General features: G+C 44.6%; 18 protein-coding genes and 1 tRNA gene. 17 read left to right on the plus strand and 2 right to left on the minus strand.

Annotated features, from left to right (window positions below; translation table 11 throughout):
• The first annotated feature begins 64 nt into the window (after positions 1-64).
• The 7 genes from mnmG to ABXS70_RS26220 all read left to right on the plus strand — a co-directional run bounded on the left by mnmG (position 65) and on the right by ABXS70_RS26220 (position 7,942).
• A complete protein-coding gene (gene mnmG / locus ABXS70_RS26190; RefSeq protein ID WP_342553566.1) occupies positions 65-1,954 on the plus strand; it encodes a tRNA uridine-5-carboxymethylaminomethyl(34) synthesis enzyme MnmG in 1,890 nt (629 codons plus the stop codon).
• Positions 1,954-2,676: a 16S rRNA (guanine(527)-N(7))-methyltransferase RsmG gene (gene rsmG, locus ABXS70_RS26195; RefSeq protein ID WP_342553565.1), complete on the plus strand. Its 723-nt coding sequence runs from the start codon at positions 1,954-1,956 to the stop codon at positions 2,674-2,676. Before mnmG ends, rsmG begins: the two co-directional genes overlap by 1 nt.
• Before the next feature lie 723 nt (positions 2,677-3,399).
• Positions 3,400-4,218 (plus strand): nucleoid occlusion protein, encoded by an 819-nt coding sequence (gene noc, locus ABXS70_RS26200; protein ID WP_342553564.1) that lies wholly within the window; start codon positions 3,400-3,402, stop codon positions 4,216-4,218.
• Positions 4,219-4,408: 190 nt separating this feature from the next.
• The gene (locus ABXS70_RS26205; RefSeq protein ID WP_342553563.1) at positions 4,409-5,170 is read left to right on the plus strand and encodes an AAA family ATPase; all 762 of its coding nucleotides are present in this window, start codon (positions 4,409-4,411) and stop codon (positions 5,168-5,170) included.
• Positions 5,163-6,011 carry a ParB/RepB/Spo0J family partition protein gene (locus ABXS70_RS26210; RefSeq protein WP_342553562.1) on the plus strand — a complete coding sequence of 283 codons (849 nt, stop codon included), beginning with the start codon at positions 5,163-5,165 and terminating at the stop codon, positions 6,009-6,011. Before ABXS70_RS26205 ends, ABXS70_RS26210 begins: the two co-directional genes overlap by 8 nt.
• Before the next feature lie 139 nt (positions 6,012-6,150).
• Entirely contained in the window at positions 6,151-7,299 is a 1,149-nt protein-coding gene (locus ABXS70_RS26215; RefSeq protein WP_342553561.1) for an aminotransferase class V-fold PLP-dependent enzyme, read from the plus strand.
• Positions 7,300-7,441: 142 nt separating this feature from the next.
• On the plus strand, positions 7,442-7,942 hold the full coding sequence (locus tag ABXS70_RS26220; RefSeq protein ID WP_342553560.1) for a DUF4446 family protein: 501 nt from the start codon (positions 7,442-7,444) through the stop codon (positions 7,940-7,942).
• Here the strand turns inward: ABXS70_RS26220 and yyaC are convergent.
• Positions 7,917-8,522 (minus strand): spore protease YyaC, encoded by a 606-nt coding sequence (yyaC, locus tag ABXS70_RS26225; RefSeq protein ID WP_342553559.1) that lies wholly within the window; start codon positions 8,520-8,522, stop codon positions 7,917-7,919. The two genes, ABXS70_RS26220 and yyaC, sit on opposite strands and share 26 nt — an antisense overlap.
• Before the next feature lie 128 nt (positions 8,523-8,650).
• Here yyaC and ABXS70_RS26230 point away from each other — a divergent pair, with 128 nt between their 5' ends.
• The 4 genes from ABXS70_RS26230 to ABXS70_RS26245 all read left to right on the plus strand — a co-directional run bounded on the left by ABXS70_RS26230 (position 8,651) and on the right by ABXS70_RS26245 (position 10,315).
• Positions 8,651-8,902, plus strand: coding sequence for a DUF3343 domain-containing protein (locus tag ABXS70_RS26230; protein WP_342556490.1), 252 nt, complete (start codon positions 8,651-8,653; stop codon positions 8,900-8,902).
• Positions 8,903-8,919: 17 nt separating this feature from the next.
• On the plus strand, positions 8,920-9,858 hold the full coding sequence (locus ABXS70_RS26235) for a mechanosensitive ion channel family protein (RefSeq protein ID WP_342556489.1): 939 nt from the start codon (positions 8,920-8,922) through the stop codon (positions 9,856-9,858).
• Positions 9,848-10,063: a DUF951 domain-containing protein gene (locus ABXS70_RS26240; RefSeq protein WP_342553558.1), complete on the plus strand. Its 216-nt coding sequence runs from the start codon at positions 9,848-9,850 to the stop codon at positions 10,061-10,063. Before ABXS70_RS26235 ends, ABXS70_RS26240 begins: the two co-directional genes overlap by 11 nt.
• A gap of 161 nt (positions 10,064-10,224) precedes the next feature.
• Positions 10,225-10,315 (plus strand) — tRNA-Ser (locus ABXS70_RS26245).
• 427 nt (positions 10,316-10,742) lie between these two features.
• Here ABXS70_RS26245 and ABXS70_RS26250 read toward each other — a convergent pair.
• A complete protein-coding gene (locus ABXS70_RS26250) occupies positions 10,743-10,937 on the minus strand; it encodes a YjzC family protein (protein ID WP_342553557.1) in 195 nt (64 codons plus the stop codon).
• Positions 10,938-11,153: 216 nt separating this feature from the next.
• Here ABXS70_RS26250 and rpsF point away from each other — a divergent pair, with 216 nt between their 5' ends.
• From rpsF to ABXS70_RS26280, 6 genes are all read left to right on the plus strand, one after another.
• The gene (gene rpsF / locus ABXS70_RS26255) at positions 11,154-11,447 is read left to right on the plus strand and encodes a 30S ribosomal protein S6 (protein ID WP_024629534.1); all 294 of its coding nucleotides are present in this window, start codon (positions 11,154-11,156) and stop codon (positions 11,445-11,447) included.
• A gap of 51 nt (positions 11,448-11,498) precedes the next feature.
• Positions 11,499-11,984 (plus strand): single-stranded DNA-binding protein, encoded by a 486-nt coding sequence (gene ssb, locus ABXS70_RS26260; protein WP_342553556.1) that lies wholly within the window; start codon positions 11,499-11,501, stop codon positions 11,982-11,984.
• 57 nt (positions 11,985-12,041) lie between these two features.
• Positions 12,042-12,314, plus strand: coding sequence for a 30S ribosomal protein S18 (gene rpsR, locus ABXS70_RS26265; RefSeq protein WP_017691433.1), 273 nt, complete (start codon positions 12,042-12,044; stop codon positions 12,312-12,314).
• A gap of 243 nt (positions 12,315-12,557) precedes the next feature.
• Positions 12,558-13,151 (plus strand): M15 family metallopeptidase, encoded by a 594-nt coding sequence (locus ABXS70_RS26270; RefSeq protein ID WP_342553555.1) that lies wholly within the window; start codon positions 12,558-12,560, stop codon positions 13,149-13,151.
• Between the two features lie 740 nt (positions 13,152-13,891).
• On the plus strand, positions 13,892-14,890 hold the full coding sequence (locus ABXS70_RS26275; protein ID WP_342553554.1) for an ABC transporter ATP-binding protein: 999 nt from the start codon (positions 13,892-13,894) through the stop codon (positions 14,888-14,890).
• A 4-nt stretch (positions 14,891-14,894) separates the two neighbouring features.
• Positions 14,895-15,827 carry an ATP-binding cassette domain-containing protein gene (locus ABXS70_RS26280; protein WP_366292045.1) on the plus strand — a complete coding sequence of 311 codons (933 nt, stop codon included), beginning with the start codon at positions 14,895-14,897 and terminating at the stop codon, positions 15,825-15,827.
• Positions 15,828-15,830 lie beyond the last annotated feature (3 nt).

Genomic DNA, 15,830 nt, shown 5'->3' on the forward strand with positions numbered 1-15,830 from the left:
AATGATGTTGTTGCCAGGAAGTTTGGTTTTATATAGATAAAAGCAAAATAAGGAGGAAATAAACATGGCTTTTGATGGCGGCAGTTATGATGTCATCGTCGTTGGTGCAGGACACGCCGGTGTAGAGTCGGCGCTTGCAGCAGCCCGGATGGGCTCCAAGACGCTGATGATTACGATCAACCTTGACATGGTGGCATTCATGCCTTGTAACCCATCCATAGGGGGACCGGCAAAAGGACACGTTGTACGGGAAATTGATGCACTTGGCGGAGAAATGGGACGGAATATCGATAAAACGTTTATCCAGATGCGAATGCTGAATACGGGGAAAGGACCCGCAGTTCATGCACTGCGTGCACAGGCTGACAAATTCTCTTATCAGCATACAATGAAGGAAACGATGGAGAAAGAACCAAATCTGACAATGCGTCAGGGCATGGTGGATCGCCTCCTTGTTGAAAATGATCAGTGCGTTGGTGTTGTTACCCAAACAGGTACAGAGTATCGTGCCAAAGCAGTAGTTCTGACAACCGGCACATACCTGCGGGGTAAAGTCATTATGGGTGAGCTGATGTACGAGAGCGGACCTAATAATCAGCAGCCATCGCTTAAATTGTCGGAGCATCTGCGTGAGCTGGGCTTCGAGCTTGTGCGTTTCAAAACAGGCACACCCCCGCGTGTGCATAAGGATACGATTGATTTTAGCAAAACCGAAATCCAGCCCGGCGATGACGAGCCGAAATTCTTTTCCTATGAGACAAAATCCTCCACGAATGAGCAGCTACCCTGCTGGCTGACCTATACTTCAGTAGAGACACATCAGATTATTAATGATAACCTGCATCGTGCGCCGATGTTCTCTGGGGTGATCGAAGGAACAGGGCCGCGTTACTGCCCATCCATTGAGGACAAAATTGTGCGTTTCAGCGATAAGCCGAAACATCAAATCTTCCTGGAGCCGGAAGGCAAAAATACATCCGAGTATTATGTACAAGGTCTATCTACAAGTCTGCCAGAGGACGTACAGCTTGCTGTTCTTCGCTCAATTCCAGGTATGGAGAAGGTCGAAATGATGCGTAATGGTTACGCGATCGAATATGATGCGATGGTTCCCACGCAGCTGTGGCCATCTCTCGAGACTAAACGCCTGCCAGGACTGTTCACAGCAGGTCAGATTAATGGTACATCGGGATATGAGGAAGCAGCGGGTCAAGGGGTCATGGCTGGTATCAATGCAGCACGTAAAGTACAGGGCAAAGAGGCTATTGTGCTTGATCGTTCCCAAGGTTACATTGGTGTACTCATCGATGATCTCGTTACAAAAGGTACGAATGAACCGTATCGTCTGCTGACATCTCGCGCCGAGTATCGTCTGCTGCTCCGTCACGACAATGCAGATATGCGTCTTACAGAGATTGGTCATGACATTGGACTGATTACCGAAGAACGTTATGCGGCTTTCCTGGATAAAAAAGCAAAAGTGGAGCAGGAGATTGTACGTCTCAAAGAGGCAAAGGTTCGCCCTGTTGAGGTTAACGCCAAACTGGAGGAGATCGGTTCAACTCCGATTCAGGACGGAAGCACACTTCTCAATCTGATGCGCCGCCCGGAGATCGGCTATGACTGGATCGAGCAGGTATCTCCTTCCGAAGTGGAACTGACTGCGGATATGAAGGAACAAGTTGAGATTCAAATTAAATATGCCGGTTATATCGAGAAACAGTTGATCCACGTGGAACGTTTGCTGAAAATGGAGAAAAAGAAAATTCCAGATACGATCGTATACGATGAGATTCATGGACTTGCGATGGAAGCCAAGCAGAAGCTGGCAAAGATTCGCCCGATTTCAATTGGTCAGGCATCCCGTATTGCAGGCGTTACACCAGCGGATATCTCCATTTTGCTCGTCTATCTGGAGCATTATAATCGCGTTACCGCAGCAAGGGGACAATAATGGACGATATTCAACAGCAGCTGCAGCTGCGCTTGAAGGAGCATGGTTTGGAAGTTGGCGAGCTCCAACTGGAACAGTTCGAACTGTATTATAAAGAGCTGGTATCCTGGAATGAAAAAATGAATCTTACCGGTATCACCGATCGTGAGCAGGTTTATACGAAGCATTTTTATGATTCGGTATCGCTGGCATTTTATACGGATATGACCAAAGTGAACAAACTGGCAGACATTGGGTCGGGTGCTGGATTCCCAGGGCTGCCGCTGAAGATTTGTTTTCCTCATATCCAGCTTACGATTATTGACTCATTGAATAAACGGATTGGTTTTCTGCAGCATGTGGTCGATACACTTGGTCTTGAACAGGTAGAGTTGATCCATGGCCGTGCGGAGGAATTGGGACGTAAAGAAGGATATCGGGACAGCTATGATCTGGTTACTGCTCGTGCGGTAGCCAAGCTGGCTGTGCTGAATGAATTCTGTCTTCCTTTTGTACGTAAAAGCGGTATGTTCGCTGCCATGAAGGGTGGAGACCCGCGTGATGAAATGAAGGAAGCAGAATACAGCTTTAATCAGCTGAAAGGAAGGGTGAAGGCAGTTCATCCATTCCAGCTACCGGTAGAGGAATCGGAACGTCATATCATTTTGATACAGAAATTTGATAAGACACCCCATAAGTATCCCCGTAAACCAGGGACTCCGCTTAAAACGCCACTTGTTTAGGGGCATTATGGACAACTGGATAAGGGATCAAATCATGTTTTAAAGTATAAGGATCAGAAAAAAGGGATGTTTCACGTGAAACATCCCTTTTTTTGTTTTACCACAAAATAATTAAATTTGAGCAGATCAGGGTGGAGAGAAGATTAGAATCAGAACTATAAATATGATGATATGAATTTTCTAAATTGAATGGTTCATTCTTTTTGCACCAAAGTAAAGAGGACTTATACCTAAATAAAGCGGAACTTTCTGAGCGCAAGCTTTCTAAATTCGTGAAGAATAGTTTTAATCAAAGGCATATAACTATCTCTCTCTAGCAAAACAAGAAATCTATCAAAACTCAATAAACAGAAGTGTCCGAGTTGTATTATCACAGAATATCTAAAGCGGACGTCCAGATTCCAATTTGCGTAAAATAATATAGGTATAAACTTCCGGATATTCATCAAAGAAAGCAGGAAAATTAGGAGACTTTAAAGAATAGGTAAACATAGGATTATGGAGAAAAAGATGATAGAATAGAAGTATCAGATCCTGCGTAAACAGCGATCAACGATTAGTTCATATAAATAGATACTTAAGCTTTTAATGCTGCTCAGCAGCAGGACATACAAAATGGCATAACTTATTTCAGGAACGATGAATGTGAAGCCTCGCTTATGGAATAAGAAGCACCTGCTGACCATGCAGGAGCTATTACGAAACTAGGTGGTAATCTACGGAATGAAAGAACAATTTTCGAAGTTGTTTGGTTTGGCGGAGCGCAATAACGGAGATGAGATTAAACAGGTCCCGGTTAATGAAATTGTGAGCAGCCCATACCAACCCCGTACTATTTTTGATGATGATAAAATTGATGAACTGCTGCAGACGATCAAAACACACGGTGTCATTCAACCCATTGTTGTGCGTGTTCGGAATGGATCTTATGAGATCATTGCAGGGGAACGCAGGTGGCGTGCTGTTCGCAAATTGGGCCTTGAGCATATTCCGGCTATTGTACGCGAATTTAATGATTCTCAGGCAGCATCCATTGCTCTGATTGAGAACCTGCAGCGTGAAGGCTTAACATCGATTGAGGAAGCAGTTGCTTACCAAAAGCTGATTGACCTGCATCAACTGACTCAGGAGAGCCTTGCTCAGCGGCTTGGCAAAAGTCAGTCCACGATCGCCAATAAAATTCGGCTGCTGCAGCTTCCTGAAGGTGTGAAGACAGCATTGATGGAACGGAAAATATCCGAACGCCATGCAAGAGCCTTGTTATCCCTGGATACGGAGGAGCTTCAATTAAAGCTGCTGGGCGAGATTATCGACAAGGAATTGAATGTGAAGCAGACGGAGGCACGTGTTGCCTTTTATAAAGAAGCTTCCAAAATCAAAAAATCCAAACGGATTTCATTCACTAAAGATGTAAGACTGGCACTTAATACGATTCGTCAATCAATTGATATGGTGACAGGTTCGGGTATGGATATCAAAACGAAAGAAGCCGATCATGAGGATCACTACGAGATCGTTATTCATATTCCAAAACGCAAATAATTGAAGCTTCAGGCGGCAATGGGCCGCTTTTTCTGTCTAAACAGTATGTATGTCATGTGACATGAACTAAACATATCGTTTGGATCTGGAAACGGTAATTGTTGTTCGTGTGCGGATGGCCGCCTGCTTTTTGTTAACTGCAACTCACAACCTACAAGAAAAGACTCCTATTTTATTTGAGGTGAAGGTATTGTCTAAGATTATGGCCGTAGCAAATCAAAAGGGCGGTGTGGGGAAAACAACGACATCGGTTAACTTGGGTGCAGGGCTTGCTTCACTCGGGAAGCGGGTACTGCTTGTCGATATCGACCCCCAAGGGAATACAACGAGCGGAGTCGGAATTAATAAAGCAGATGTGGCGAATTGTATATATGATGTCATTATTAATGATGTGCCTCCCCAGGAAGCGATTGTGGAGACTCAGATTGAGGGCCTTCATATCATACCTGCAACGATTCAACTTGCCGGAGCCGAAATCGAATTGGTATCCACGATATCGCGAGAAGTTCGTCTGAAAAAGTCACTCGCCTTGGTTAAAAATAATTATGATTATATATTGATTGATTGTCCGCCCTCCCTTGGCATGTTAACGATTAATTCGTTAACGGCTTCCGATTCGGTGATTATTCCTATTCAATGTGAATACTATGCACTGGAAGGATTAAGTCAGCTGCTGAATACCGTTCGATTAGTGCAAAAACATCTGAATACATCACTTCAGATTGAAGGCGTGTTACTGACGATGTTTGATGCTCGTACGAATCTCGGTATTCAGGTTATTGAAGAAGTAAAGAAGTATTTCCAGCAAAAAGTGTATCAGACTATTATTCCGCGCAATGTACGGCTTAGTGAGGCACCATCTCACGGTCAATCCATCATTACGTATGATCCCCGTTCCCGAGGAGCGGAAGTGTATTTAGAGCTCGCAAAGGAAGTGATTTCTTATGAGTAAGCGGCTCGGAAAAGGACTTGATGCCCTCATTCCTTCGCTTTCAATTAATGACGACGATAAAGTCGTAGAAATCCCGATTAGCCAACTGCGGGCTAACCCTTATCAGCCGCGCAAAGCATTTGATGAGGAAGCAATACATGAACTGGCGGAATCCATTCGCCAACATGGTGTAATTCAACCCATTATCGTTCGTCCTGTGCTGCGTGGATATGAGATTATTGCAGGCGAGCGCAGGTTCAGAGCATCACAGTACTGCGGAAACGCTACTGTTCCGGCTGTTGTCCGTACATTCAATGACCAGCAGGTAATGGAGATTGCGCTGATTGAGAACCTGCAGCGGGAGAATCTGAATGCGATGGAAGTGGCAGTAGCCTATCAAGGATTAATGGATCAATTCTCATTGACTCAGGAAGAGCTGTCAGTCAAGGTAGGTAAGTCACGCTCCCACATTGCTAATTTCCTGCGATTGCTGGCTCTGCCCGACGAAGTGAAAGAATATGTTTCACGTGGAACATTATCGATGGGGCATGCACGGGCAATTGTAGGGATCAAAGATGAAAATCTGGTCAAACAACTGGCTAAACAGACCATTGATCAGCAGTGGAGTGTACGTGAGCTGGAAGAGGCTGTTCAACAGCTGGATCGTTCCAAAACAGGTGAGGCAAAGGCCAAAACCAAGTTGAAAAAGAAAGATCCTTTTATCGATACCTTGGAGGAATCACTTCGGGAGCGGTTCAAAACGACAGTGAAGATTAAACACAGCCAAAAAGACAAAGGTAAAATCGAGCTCAATTACTACAGCAAGCAGGATCTCGAACGGTTATTGGAACTGTTACAGTAACAGCTTAGGTGGATCATTAACAACATGCAGAGCTAAACATGTCATGACATATCGCCTCTGTATTCTGGAGAAACGATATGTCATTCTTTGTTTGTGTGTAACCCTGTAATTATTCCTTAATAGCAGAGGTGATAGGAAGATGGGAGAAATCATCTATCTGGATCATGCAGCAACATCTTGGCCGAAGCCACCTGCTGTTGGGGAGGCCATGATGAATGCGCTCGAGTTTGCCGGAGCTAATCCAGGCAGAGGAAGCCACCGTATGGCTGTACAAGCCAGCAGGGTATTGTTTGAAACGAGAAAAGATCTAGCTGCCTTGTTTGGGATAAAAAATCCTAATGATATCGCTTTTGGCTCGAATACGACTGAGGCTCTTAATCTTGCTATTCAGGGAATTCTCCAAGATGGCGACCATGTCATAGCAACTATGGCGGAGCATAATTCAGTTCGACGGCCGCTTGAGTTTCTACGCAGCCAGGGAAAAATAGAGGTTGATTATGTATCCGTAGATGCTGCCGGTCTTATAAACTTGAAGGCGATGGAACAGATATTTCGCAAAAATACCCGTTTGGTTGTGTGCACACACAGCTCTAATCTGCTGGGAAGCATTCTGCCAATCAGCGATATTGCACAGCTGTGCCGAAAATATAAGGCGCTGCTGCTGGTAGATGCTGCTCAAAGTGCAGGAGTAATGCCATTAGAAGTAGGGCAGATGGGCATTGATATGCTTGCGTTTCCAGGACATAAGGGCTTGCTGGGGCCACAGGGAACGGGTGGTTTGTACATTGCCCCCAATCTTGATGTACAGCCGCTGCTGCATGGAGGAACAGGAAGCCAATCGGAAGCTGTGGAACAGCCGAAAGTGCGTCCTGATCGCTATGAAGCAGGAACCCCGAATACAATAGGTATTGCAGGATTAGGTGCAGGAGTCAAACATGTGCTTGCTGTGAACCCTGCTGTAATCTACAAGCATGAGTGGGAACTGACACAGCATATACTGGAGGGACTTTCCTTCATTAACGGATTTCAAAAGCTGGGTCCGGATATTGGACAGCCGCGTACAGGATTAGTATCCTTTGTCATTGAAGGATATGATCCGGCTCAGCTCGCGTTCAAATTGGATCGGAATTATGGCATTGCGGTCCGATCGGGATTCCACTGCACACCGCTTGCACATGAATCCGCCGGTACGACAACGACTGGAGCTGTTCGAGCGAGCGTAGGGTACAGTTCTACCAAACAAGAAGCGGATGAACTCATTAGGGCAGTAATTGAACTAACTACGTGAAGAAATAAGTACATCGATGGACAGTATTTAAATTGGAAACATATGATTAATTTCTTGCTTAACAGGTTGATTTATAATAAAAGCTAAGAACTGCGGACAGACATGAATCTGATCAAAAACATAGAGGGGTAGTTGCACTTACATGGCTGAATTAAATGAGCTGATTCTGGAACAGCTGTTATGGATTATTGGCGGGTTGGCACTGCTTACGGTGGTACTGCTGATCGTAAGTATTGTTCAAGGAGCAAAGTTACGGAAATTCAAACGTAAATACGAAGCCATGATGGCTGGCAGTGGAGTGGAAGACCTGGAGTCCTTGTTGATCAATCTGAAAATTCAGATGGACAGTATTGAGGATGAACACCAACTGCAAACGGAACAGCTGCAAACCGCACTGCAGAAGCTGGCTCGTATTCAGGGCAAGATCGGCGTCAAGAGGTATAATGCTTACGGGGAGCACGGCAGCGATCTGAGTTTCTCAATAGCCATGATTAATGAAAGTCAGGATGGAATGATTCTTACTGGGTTATTCAACCGTGATGGATCATATGTATATGCAAAACCTCTAAAAGGGGGAGAGTCAACGTATACACTATCCCCAGAGGAGAAGGAAGCTATTACTCTGGCACAGCAAACAGAGTAGACCGGGTATGCCATTCCCGAATGGCTGAATACAGACTGCTTGCTATAATCTCAGACATACGCATGACAAGACTGAGCCGTGTGTTCTGAAGTACAAAGTATTCCATAAAACCGCCGACGTTAACGATACCTGTCAGATGGATATCGCCGACCGGCGGTAATTCTTTATTTACCCCTGCGCCAGGCTTAAGTGGTCCGTTAACTACTTGAATGCAGCCAACACTGGAAGACTGGCCAAGACAAGCATCGATACCAATGACATATGGATTGTGATGGGTGCTGTGAATTTTATGGAGTGTGTCCTGCAGATTTACAGCATGAACGGGCTCATCCAGCGTGCCGTACAGATGGAACAGGGGGCTGTCCCATTTGGCAAGAGACGTACCTACCAGTGGTCCGAGACAGTCTCCCGTGGAGCGGTCTGTACCGATGCAGACAATCACTACATTTTGCAGGGAATGAGCTTTGTAAAGATGAAACATTAATCGATGTACAATGGCGGAATGTACGCCTGGATCGGTATGAGGAACCTTCAGACTGGTCATATCTTTTGACGAAAAGGAACGCGAAACAGGGTTCATAGGATCTATCCTTTCCTTGGAATAGTAGTATCAGTATATGGAAAGGTAGAGTGTTTTATACTTCGCAGGGACAGGCTTTTTGCCTGAGTGCCGCCGAAGCGTGAAAGGAGCAGGACATGGACGAATGGATGGACAATTGGATGCTGATTGCTTTTGATTCAACACAGCAGGCACTGCGTGCGGAGATGCTGCTGGAGTTTGCCGAGATTGAGATTGATCTGTTTCCGACACCTAAGGAGATTACGGCGGGCTGTGCACTGTGTATTCAATTTCCGAAAGAGGATCTGCAGCGAGTGCAGCAAATTATCCGTGATGAGTTTGTTGAGATCCGCGGCCTCTATTTCAAAACCGAAGACAGCTATGATAACATACCGATGTAGAGGAGTGATCCGTCTTGATGCCGTTTTATTTTGCAAAGGGAAACGATGAAAATGGTGCAGCTGATGCTGTAAATGAAGCTATTCGTTGGACTGATAAAGTATGGGCTAAAATTTCCGATACGGATATGTGGCTTAATATTATGTTCAGTTCGATCCGCATCCTCATTATTTTTATTATTACCCGTATTGTCATTAAAGTAGTTTCCCGAATTATCGATCGGTCGATGGCACGAAAGCAGGAAGGTAAAATTCGTGTTAATCCTCGGAGATTCGTAACCATCGGTGAGCTGATGAAAAATGCGACGTCAATCACATGTAACTTTATTATGATTCTGTTACTGTTATCGGAGATCAATGTCCAAGTTGGCCCGCTGCTGGCCAGTGCTGGTGTTCTGGGACTAGCCATTGGTTTTGGCGCACAGGGATTGGTGAAGGATGTAATCACCGGATTCTTCATTATATTAGAGGATCAGTTTGCCGTAGGAGATGTGATTCAGACAGGTACGTTCAAAGGAACTGTCGAAGTCATTGGCCTCCGAACCACCAAACTGGTAAGCTGGCAGGGGGAAGTGCACATCATTCCGAACGGTACGATTGCAAGTGTGACGAACTATTCGATGTCGAATTCTCTTGCTGTGGTGGATATCCCGATGAAGGCTGATCTGACACTGGACGAGTCCGTCCATCTGGTCAAACAATCGCTTGCCGGCATAGAAGAACGCGATTTGAATATTGTAAAGGTACCTGATGTGCTGGGAATCCAGTCCATGTCAACTTCGGATTATGTCATACGTGTTGTAGCGGAGTGCATGCCAAACTCCCGGGCTTCTGTGGAACGCCAGATTCAAGGGGATGTTAAAAAAATTCTGGAGTATCATGAGCGAAGCAAGCAGGCTGCGTTGGAACAGGCGGCTGCGCTTGATAATGATGAGGGGAATGGTGCAGGTGGAGCGTAAAAGTTTTCAGTTAGGGGATATTGTGCAGATGAAGAAGCAGCATCCCTGCGGCAGCAACGAGATGGAAGTCATTCGTATGGGAATGGATATCCGGATCAAGTGTGTTGGCTGCAAACACAGTGTACTGATTCCACGGGCCAAGTTTGAGAAAAACCTAAAAAAAGTACTACGTTCAGCTGAGGAAGAGCCAGAATCCCAAGATTAGGTGATTGATTCTGCTATACACTCAGCGCTTATCGCTGAGACAAATACACATACAATCCGTGATAAAATACAGCAAGGTATCTCAGCAAAATAGCGTTTACATGTAGGTGGGATGCAGGTATTGCTTTCCTCCTGCAGTCATGATATAATCAATTTTGCTGCGGAAAGGTACCCAAGAGGCCCAAGGGGGCTGACTCGAAATCAGCTAGGCGTGTCACAGCGTGCGTGGGTTCGAATCCCACCCTTTCCGCCACTTAAAATGCGAAGTATAACATAGCTCCATGATTGGAGTTTTTATAAAGAATGAGGAAAGGGTTCTCCAGTAGGAGAGCCCCTTTTTTGTGCTTAATTTAGTTCGGTTATTTGTATTAGATGTGCTGCTGCCTGTGACAATACAAAGAAATAAAGAGCCCCGAAGGGCTCTTTATCCGGCGGTACATGTTTAGTTAGATCACAATCGGTCGTAACGGCAGAAACGCTGGCTGTACTGCTTGCAGCAATACCTGTGCTTCAGACAAAGGTCTTACACAACCACAAGCTTCTTATATTACGTGATGCATCTCCAACAGCGAAAAATCGGCTTCGTTGTCCAACGGAACCACACCTCTCTCAAGTACCGCCTGATTGTATTATGTGCAATTTCACGTTTTATATACGCTGCTAAACAAAAAATCTTTCACTTAGTGGACGCGGGCTTTGGTCAGCTTTTTCCATTTACGGTTCTGATTACTGGTTTCCGGAAAGGCTTCGCCCTTCTTCAAAGTTACTCGCTTCGGATCATTAATCTCTGTGTGAAAGCTTTTCTCGCCCACCTCCGTGTACTCTCCATCATTTGGCGCTTTGTCACCTGGTTCAAACTCGGTTCTTTCACCCACAATAAGCAGCCTCCTCTACAGAATGCAGATCGTAATTACTTCTATAGTGTGTTCCGGCAAGGAGCTGATCATGTTAGTGATTATGTACCAATATGTACAGGGAACGTTTGCTTGCATTCGGTCTCCGTATTTGTTATATTAATATAGTTCGAGTTTGTGCTCGTTCCTTGCTCTCAACCTGGATTGAGGGCCAGAGTCCATAAGGAGGTGAAAATTATGCGCAAATATGAAGTGATGTACATTATTCGTCCTGACGTTGAGCAAGAAGTTGTTCAAGCTACAGTCGATAAATTCCAAGGCATCATCTCCAACGGCGGTGGTGAGGTTACAGCTCACGACGTTATGGGTAAACGCCGTCTTGCGTATGAGATCAAGAAATTCCGTGATGGTGTTTATGTTCTGGTACACTTCACTGCTGAACCAGCAGTAGTTACTGAGCTTGAGCGTCTCATGAAGATTTCTGACGAAGTTATTCGTTATCTCATTACTAACGACGTTAAGTCTGCCTAAGACGACACTCGTGATTAACGCACCAAATACGCTCAGAAGGAGGGGATTACATTGTTGAACCGTGTCATTCTGATCGGCCGGTTAACCCGGGATCCTGAATTGCGTTACACTCCAGCTGGAGTAGCCGTAACACAGTTTACTTTGGCCGTAGACAGACCGTTTACAAGCCAAGGGGGAGAGCGGGAAGCAGATTTCATTCCGGTCGTAACCTGGAGACAGCTTGCCGAGACTTGTGCAAATTATTTGCGCAAAGGACGTCTGGCTGCAGTCGAAGGACGCATTCAAGTAAGGAACTACGAAAATAACGAAGGAAAGCGTGTATACGTGACCGAAGTCATTGCCGATAATGTTCGTTTCTTGGAGTCAGCTAACCGTGAAGGCGGTGGCGGCGGGGGACAACCTATGCGTGAAGAGCCTTCTTATGGAGGCGGCGGCGGACGTGCAAGCAGCAGCAATGCTTCGCGCAGCAACAATCAGGATCCTTTTTCCGATGACGGAAAACCGATTGATATATCGGATGATGATTTGCCATTTTAACGTGAGCCGATACTCGTTACGAGATATGGGTTACATGATAGGAAAGGACTGAAAAGCATGGGCTTCAAGCAAAGAGAAGGCGGAGACAACGATAAAAGACCGGCACGTCGTGGTGGTCGCAACAAACGTCGTAAAGTGTGCTTCTTCACAGCGAACAAAATTACTCACATCGATTATAAAGATACGGACTTGCTTCGTAAATTTATCAGCGAACGTGGAAAAATTTTGCCACGCCGTGTAACAGGTACTAGCGCTAAATATCAACGCATGCTGACGATTGCCATCAAACGCTCCCGTCAAATCGCATTGCTGCCATACACAACTGAGTAGTCTATACTCAGTTTGCATACAAGAACAGTCGGCTTACAGCCGGCTGTTTTTTTGTGTTTTCAGGCTTTATTTATGTATGCATCATTATGAAAAATTCGAGAAAATGTAAACGTATAATCATGTAATGTTTACAGAGGAAGCTTTCAGAGCGGAGATGAATTATAATAGAGGTTAGCCTGCCCGAGATATGTCAGATCGTATACCTATGCTGTTCATTCCAATAGATTAAACCTGGGAGAGTATATGAATTCATCACAACGTAAAGAAAGACAGCGAAGAAGAAAAAGATTGAGAAACTGGATGTTTGCAACCCTTATCGTGTCTATTCTATATTTTTGGCTGCAGCAAAAGGGGGACATAGGAGGGTTGTGGCCGAATGAGGAGGTTCCTGAGCCTTTACCCATTACAGGCCTGCACCCAGTTGTTGCGGAGAATGAAGGCATATTAGTCCGTATGGCCGCCAGACGAGGTATTGAAGTTGTAATTACCCACGGTTACAGAAGTGTAGAGGATCAGGATGCCCTATTTGCACAAGGGCGGTCGTCTTCTGGGCGTATTGTTACGAACGCCCGAGGAGGAGAATCTTATCATAATTATGGGCTTGCCATTGATTTTGCCTTGAGAACACCTAAGGGAGAGATTGTGTGGGATATGGAACGTGACGATAACGGCAATGGTAAAGCCGACTGGTTAGAGGTAGTTGATTTAGCTAAAGAGCTGGGCTTTACCTGGGGCGGGGACTGGGCTAACTTTCCTGACTACCCACATCTTCAGATGGACTTTGGATTAAGCATCCGTGATTTAAAGCGTGGGAAAAGGCCAGCGACAGCTCCATAAATTTGATATTTTATATACGTAATATTGAATAAATATTAGAAAAGTCCTGCTTGTTGCAGGACTTTTTTCTTTCTTTTGTAAAAAAAATGTGTAAAAGATACAATTAACTCTTTACAGCAGCAAATAAATAAAACTATACTATAATAACTAGATTTTTACGTTTACCTTACAAACCTTGAGAAAATAAGTCTGATCTGCTCCATAGGACTCATGAATTTAAGCAGTTTTTAAACGACAAAATCCCCCTAAATATGACATAGTGCTCACATAAAACATTCTGATTTTGTATAATGGCTTGCTAAAAGTTTTAATATGTTACTTATATGTCATATATATAAAATCTAAGAGCTAAGTTGTGACACCTCACATTACTGTAAATTACACCCAAGTAAGTTATCATCCCATACAAAAACCACGTTACATATACCTTTTAGCTAAAACTATTACCCAAAACTGTAGCATTAAAAACAATTATTCCAAAAATCCCAAAATAATGATTGACGTTAACTAAAATTACACGTATGATTACAATAATTATTTGTATATATAATTCCGCTAGGAATTATAAACATTAATTGACCAATGGTTTAAATTGAAGTCTATAATCTTGATTCTGTTAAAGATAAGGTAATTTGTATACACTTTTGTTCAATTTAATGAAGAACATGGAAATATACAGTGGATGCATTCTTCTACTCACGAATACAGTCTGCGGAAATTACGGGGTTAGGGTGATTGATTTGAATAAAGAGCTATTGGAAGTCAGAGATCTTACGACATCATTCAGAATTGAAGATGATTATTATGCAGCAGTTGATCACGTTAATCTTAAGGTTAAGAAGAACGAAGTGTTGGCTATTGTAGGTGAATCAGGCTCAGGCAAAAGTGCGTTTGCATTCTCTCTAATGGGTCTGCATAACAAAGCTAGAATTGAAGGCCAGATTCTCTATAAAGGGCAGGATATTGCCAACATCTCCCCTAACAAATTGAACAAACTGCGCGGAAAAGAAATGGCCATGATCTTTCAGGACCCATTGTCCGCACTCAATCCTCTAATGATCATAGGTGAACAGATTGAAGAGATCCTTACGCTTCATCAACCGAAGTTGTCTTCCAGGGAGAAGCGCGACAGGGTTATTCACTTATTGAACCAGGTAGGGATTCCACGTCCCGAGCAAATATATAAACAATATCCCCACGAATTATCTGGCGGTATGAGACAGAGAATTGTCATCGCAATCGCGATTGCCAACAAACCAGAACTATTGATAGCTGACGAGCCGACAACTGCACTTGACGTTACGATCCAGCTGCAGATCCTCGAACTGATTCGAGATCTCAAGAAAGAGATTAATGCAGGCATTATCCTGATCACACATGATCTGGGTGTAGTTGCAGAGATGGCAGATCGCGTGGCCGTCATGTATGCAGGTGAGATTGTTGAAATTGCGGATATCTTTACGCTGATGACCGATGCGAAACATCCGTATACACGTTCACTGCTGAATTCTATTCCTACTATTACAGAAGAAAAATCAAAACTGCATGTCATTCAAGGCATTGTGCCTTCTCTTAAAAATCTTCCTCGGCAGGGGTGCCGATTCAAGGCTCGTATTCCATGGATCAGCGACTCGGCTCATGAAGAAAACCCGCAGATGCATGAAATTGCACCAGGGCACTTTGTACGGTGTACCTGTTATCAGCACTTTCATTTCCCTGATCAAGCGGAGGAGGAATAACATAATGGCACTACTCGAAGTAGAAGGACTGAAAATACATTTTCCGATTCGCGGAGGGCTGCTCAAACGGGAAATTGGCAGCGTCAAGGCCGTTGACGATGTCAGCTTTACCATCGAAGAAGGCCAGACCTATGGGCTTGTTGGAGAATCAGGCTCAGGCAAGACAACAACAGGCAGAGCTGTTATTGGTCTGAATCACGTAACGGCTGGTAAAATTTTGTTTAACGGCAGGGATTTAACGAAGGAACGACGCAAAGATCGTCAGCTCCAGCGGGATGTCCAGATGATATTCCAAGACCCCTACTCCTCTCTTAATCCGAAGAAGCGTGTTATGGATATCATTGCTGAGCCGCTCCGAAACTATGAACGGTTGACAGCAGCGGAAGAAAAGAGGCAGGTCGGCAGCTTGCTAGAAAAAGTAGGACTGAGTCCGGAATCGATCTACAAATACCCGCATGAGTTTTCCGGGGGACAGCGGCAGCGGATCGGAATTGCCCGTGCGATTGCACTCAAGCCAAAGCTGATCATAGCAGATGAACCTGTATCTGCGCTCGACGTATCTGTTCAAGCCCAGGTGCTTAACTTCATGCAGGAGATTCAGAAGGAACTGAATCTGACCTATCTGTTTATTAGCCATGATCTAGGCATTATTCGCCATATGTGCGATCAGATCGGAATTATGTATAAAGGTAGATATGTAGAGCAGGGAACTACCGATGATATTTTTGAAAATCCTCAGCATATTTACACCAAACGTCTTATTGCAGCGATTCCGGATATGGACCCGACCAAACGTGAGGACATGATAGCTTTCCGACAGCAGATCAAATCCGAGTATGAAAACTCATACCGCAATTTCTTCGATGAGGAAGGGCTTGCTTATTCGCTCCAATCCATTTCCGACTCTCACCGGGTAGCTTTACCTCAGAAAGGTTGAAGG

Source organism: Paenibacillus sp. AN1007 (genome assembly GCF_040702995.1).
Lineage (GTDB): Bacteria > Bacillota > Bacilli > Paenibacillales > Paenibacillaceae > Paenibacillus.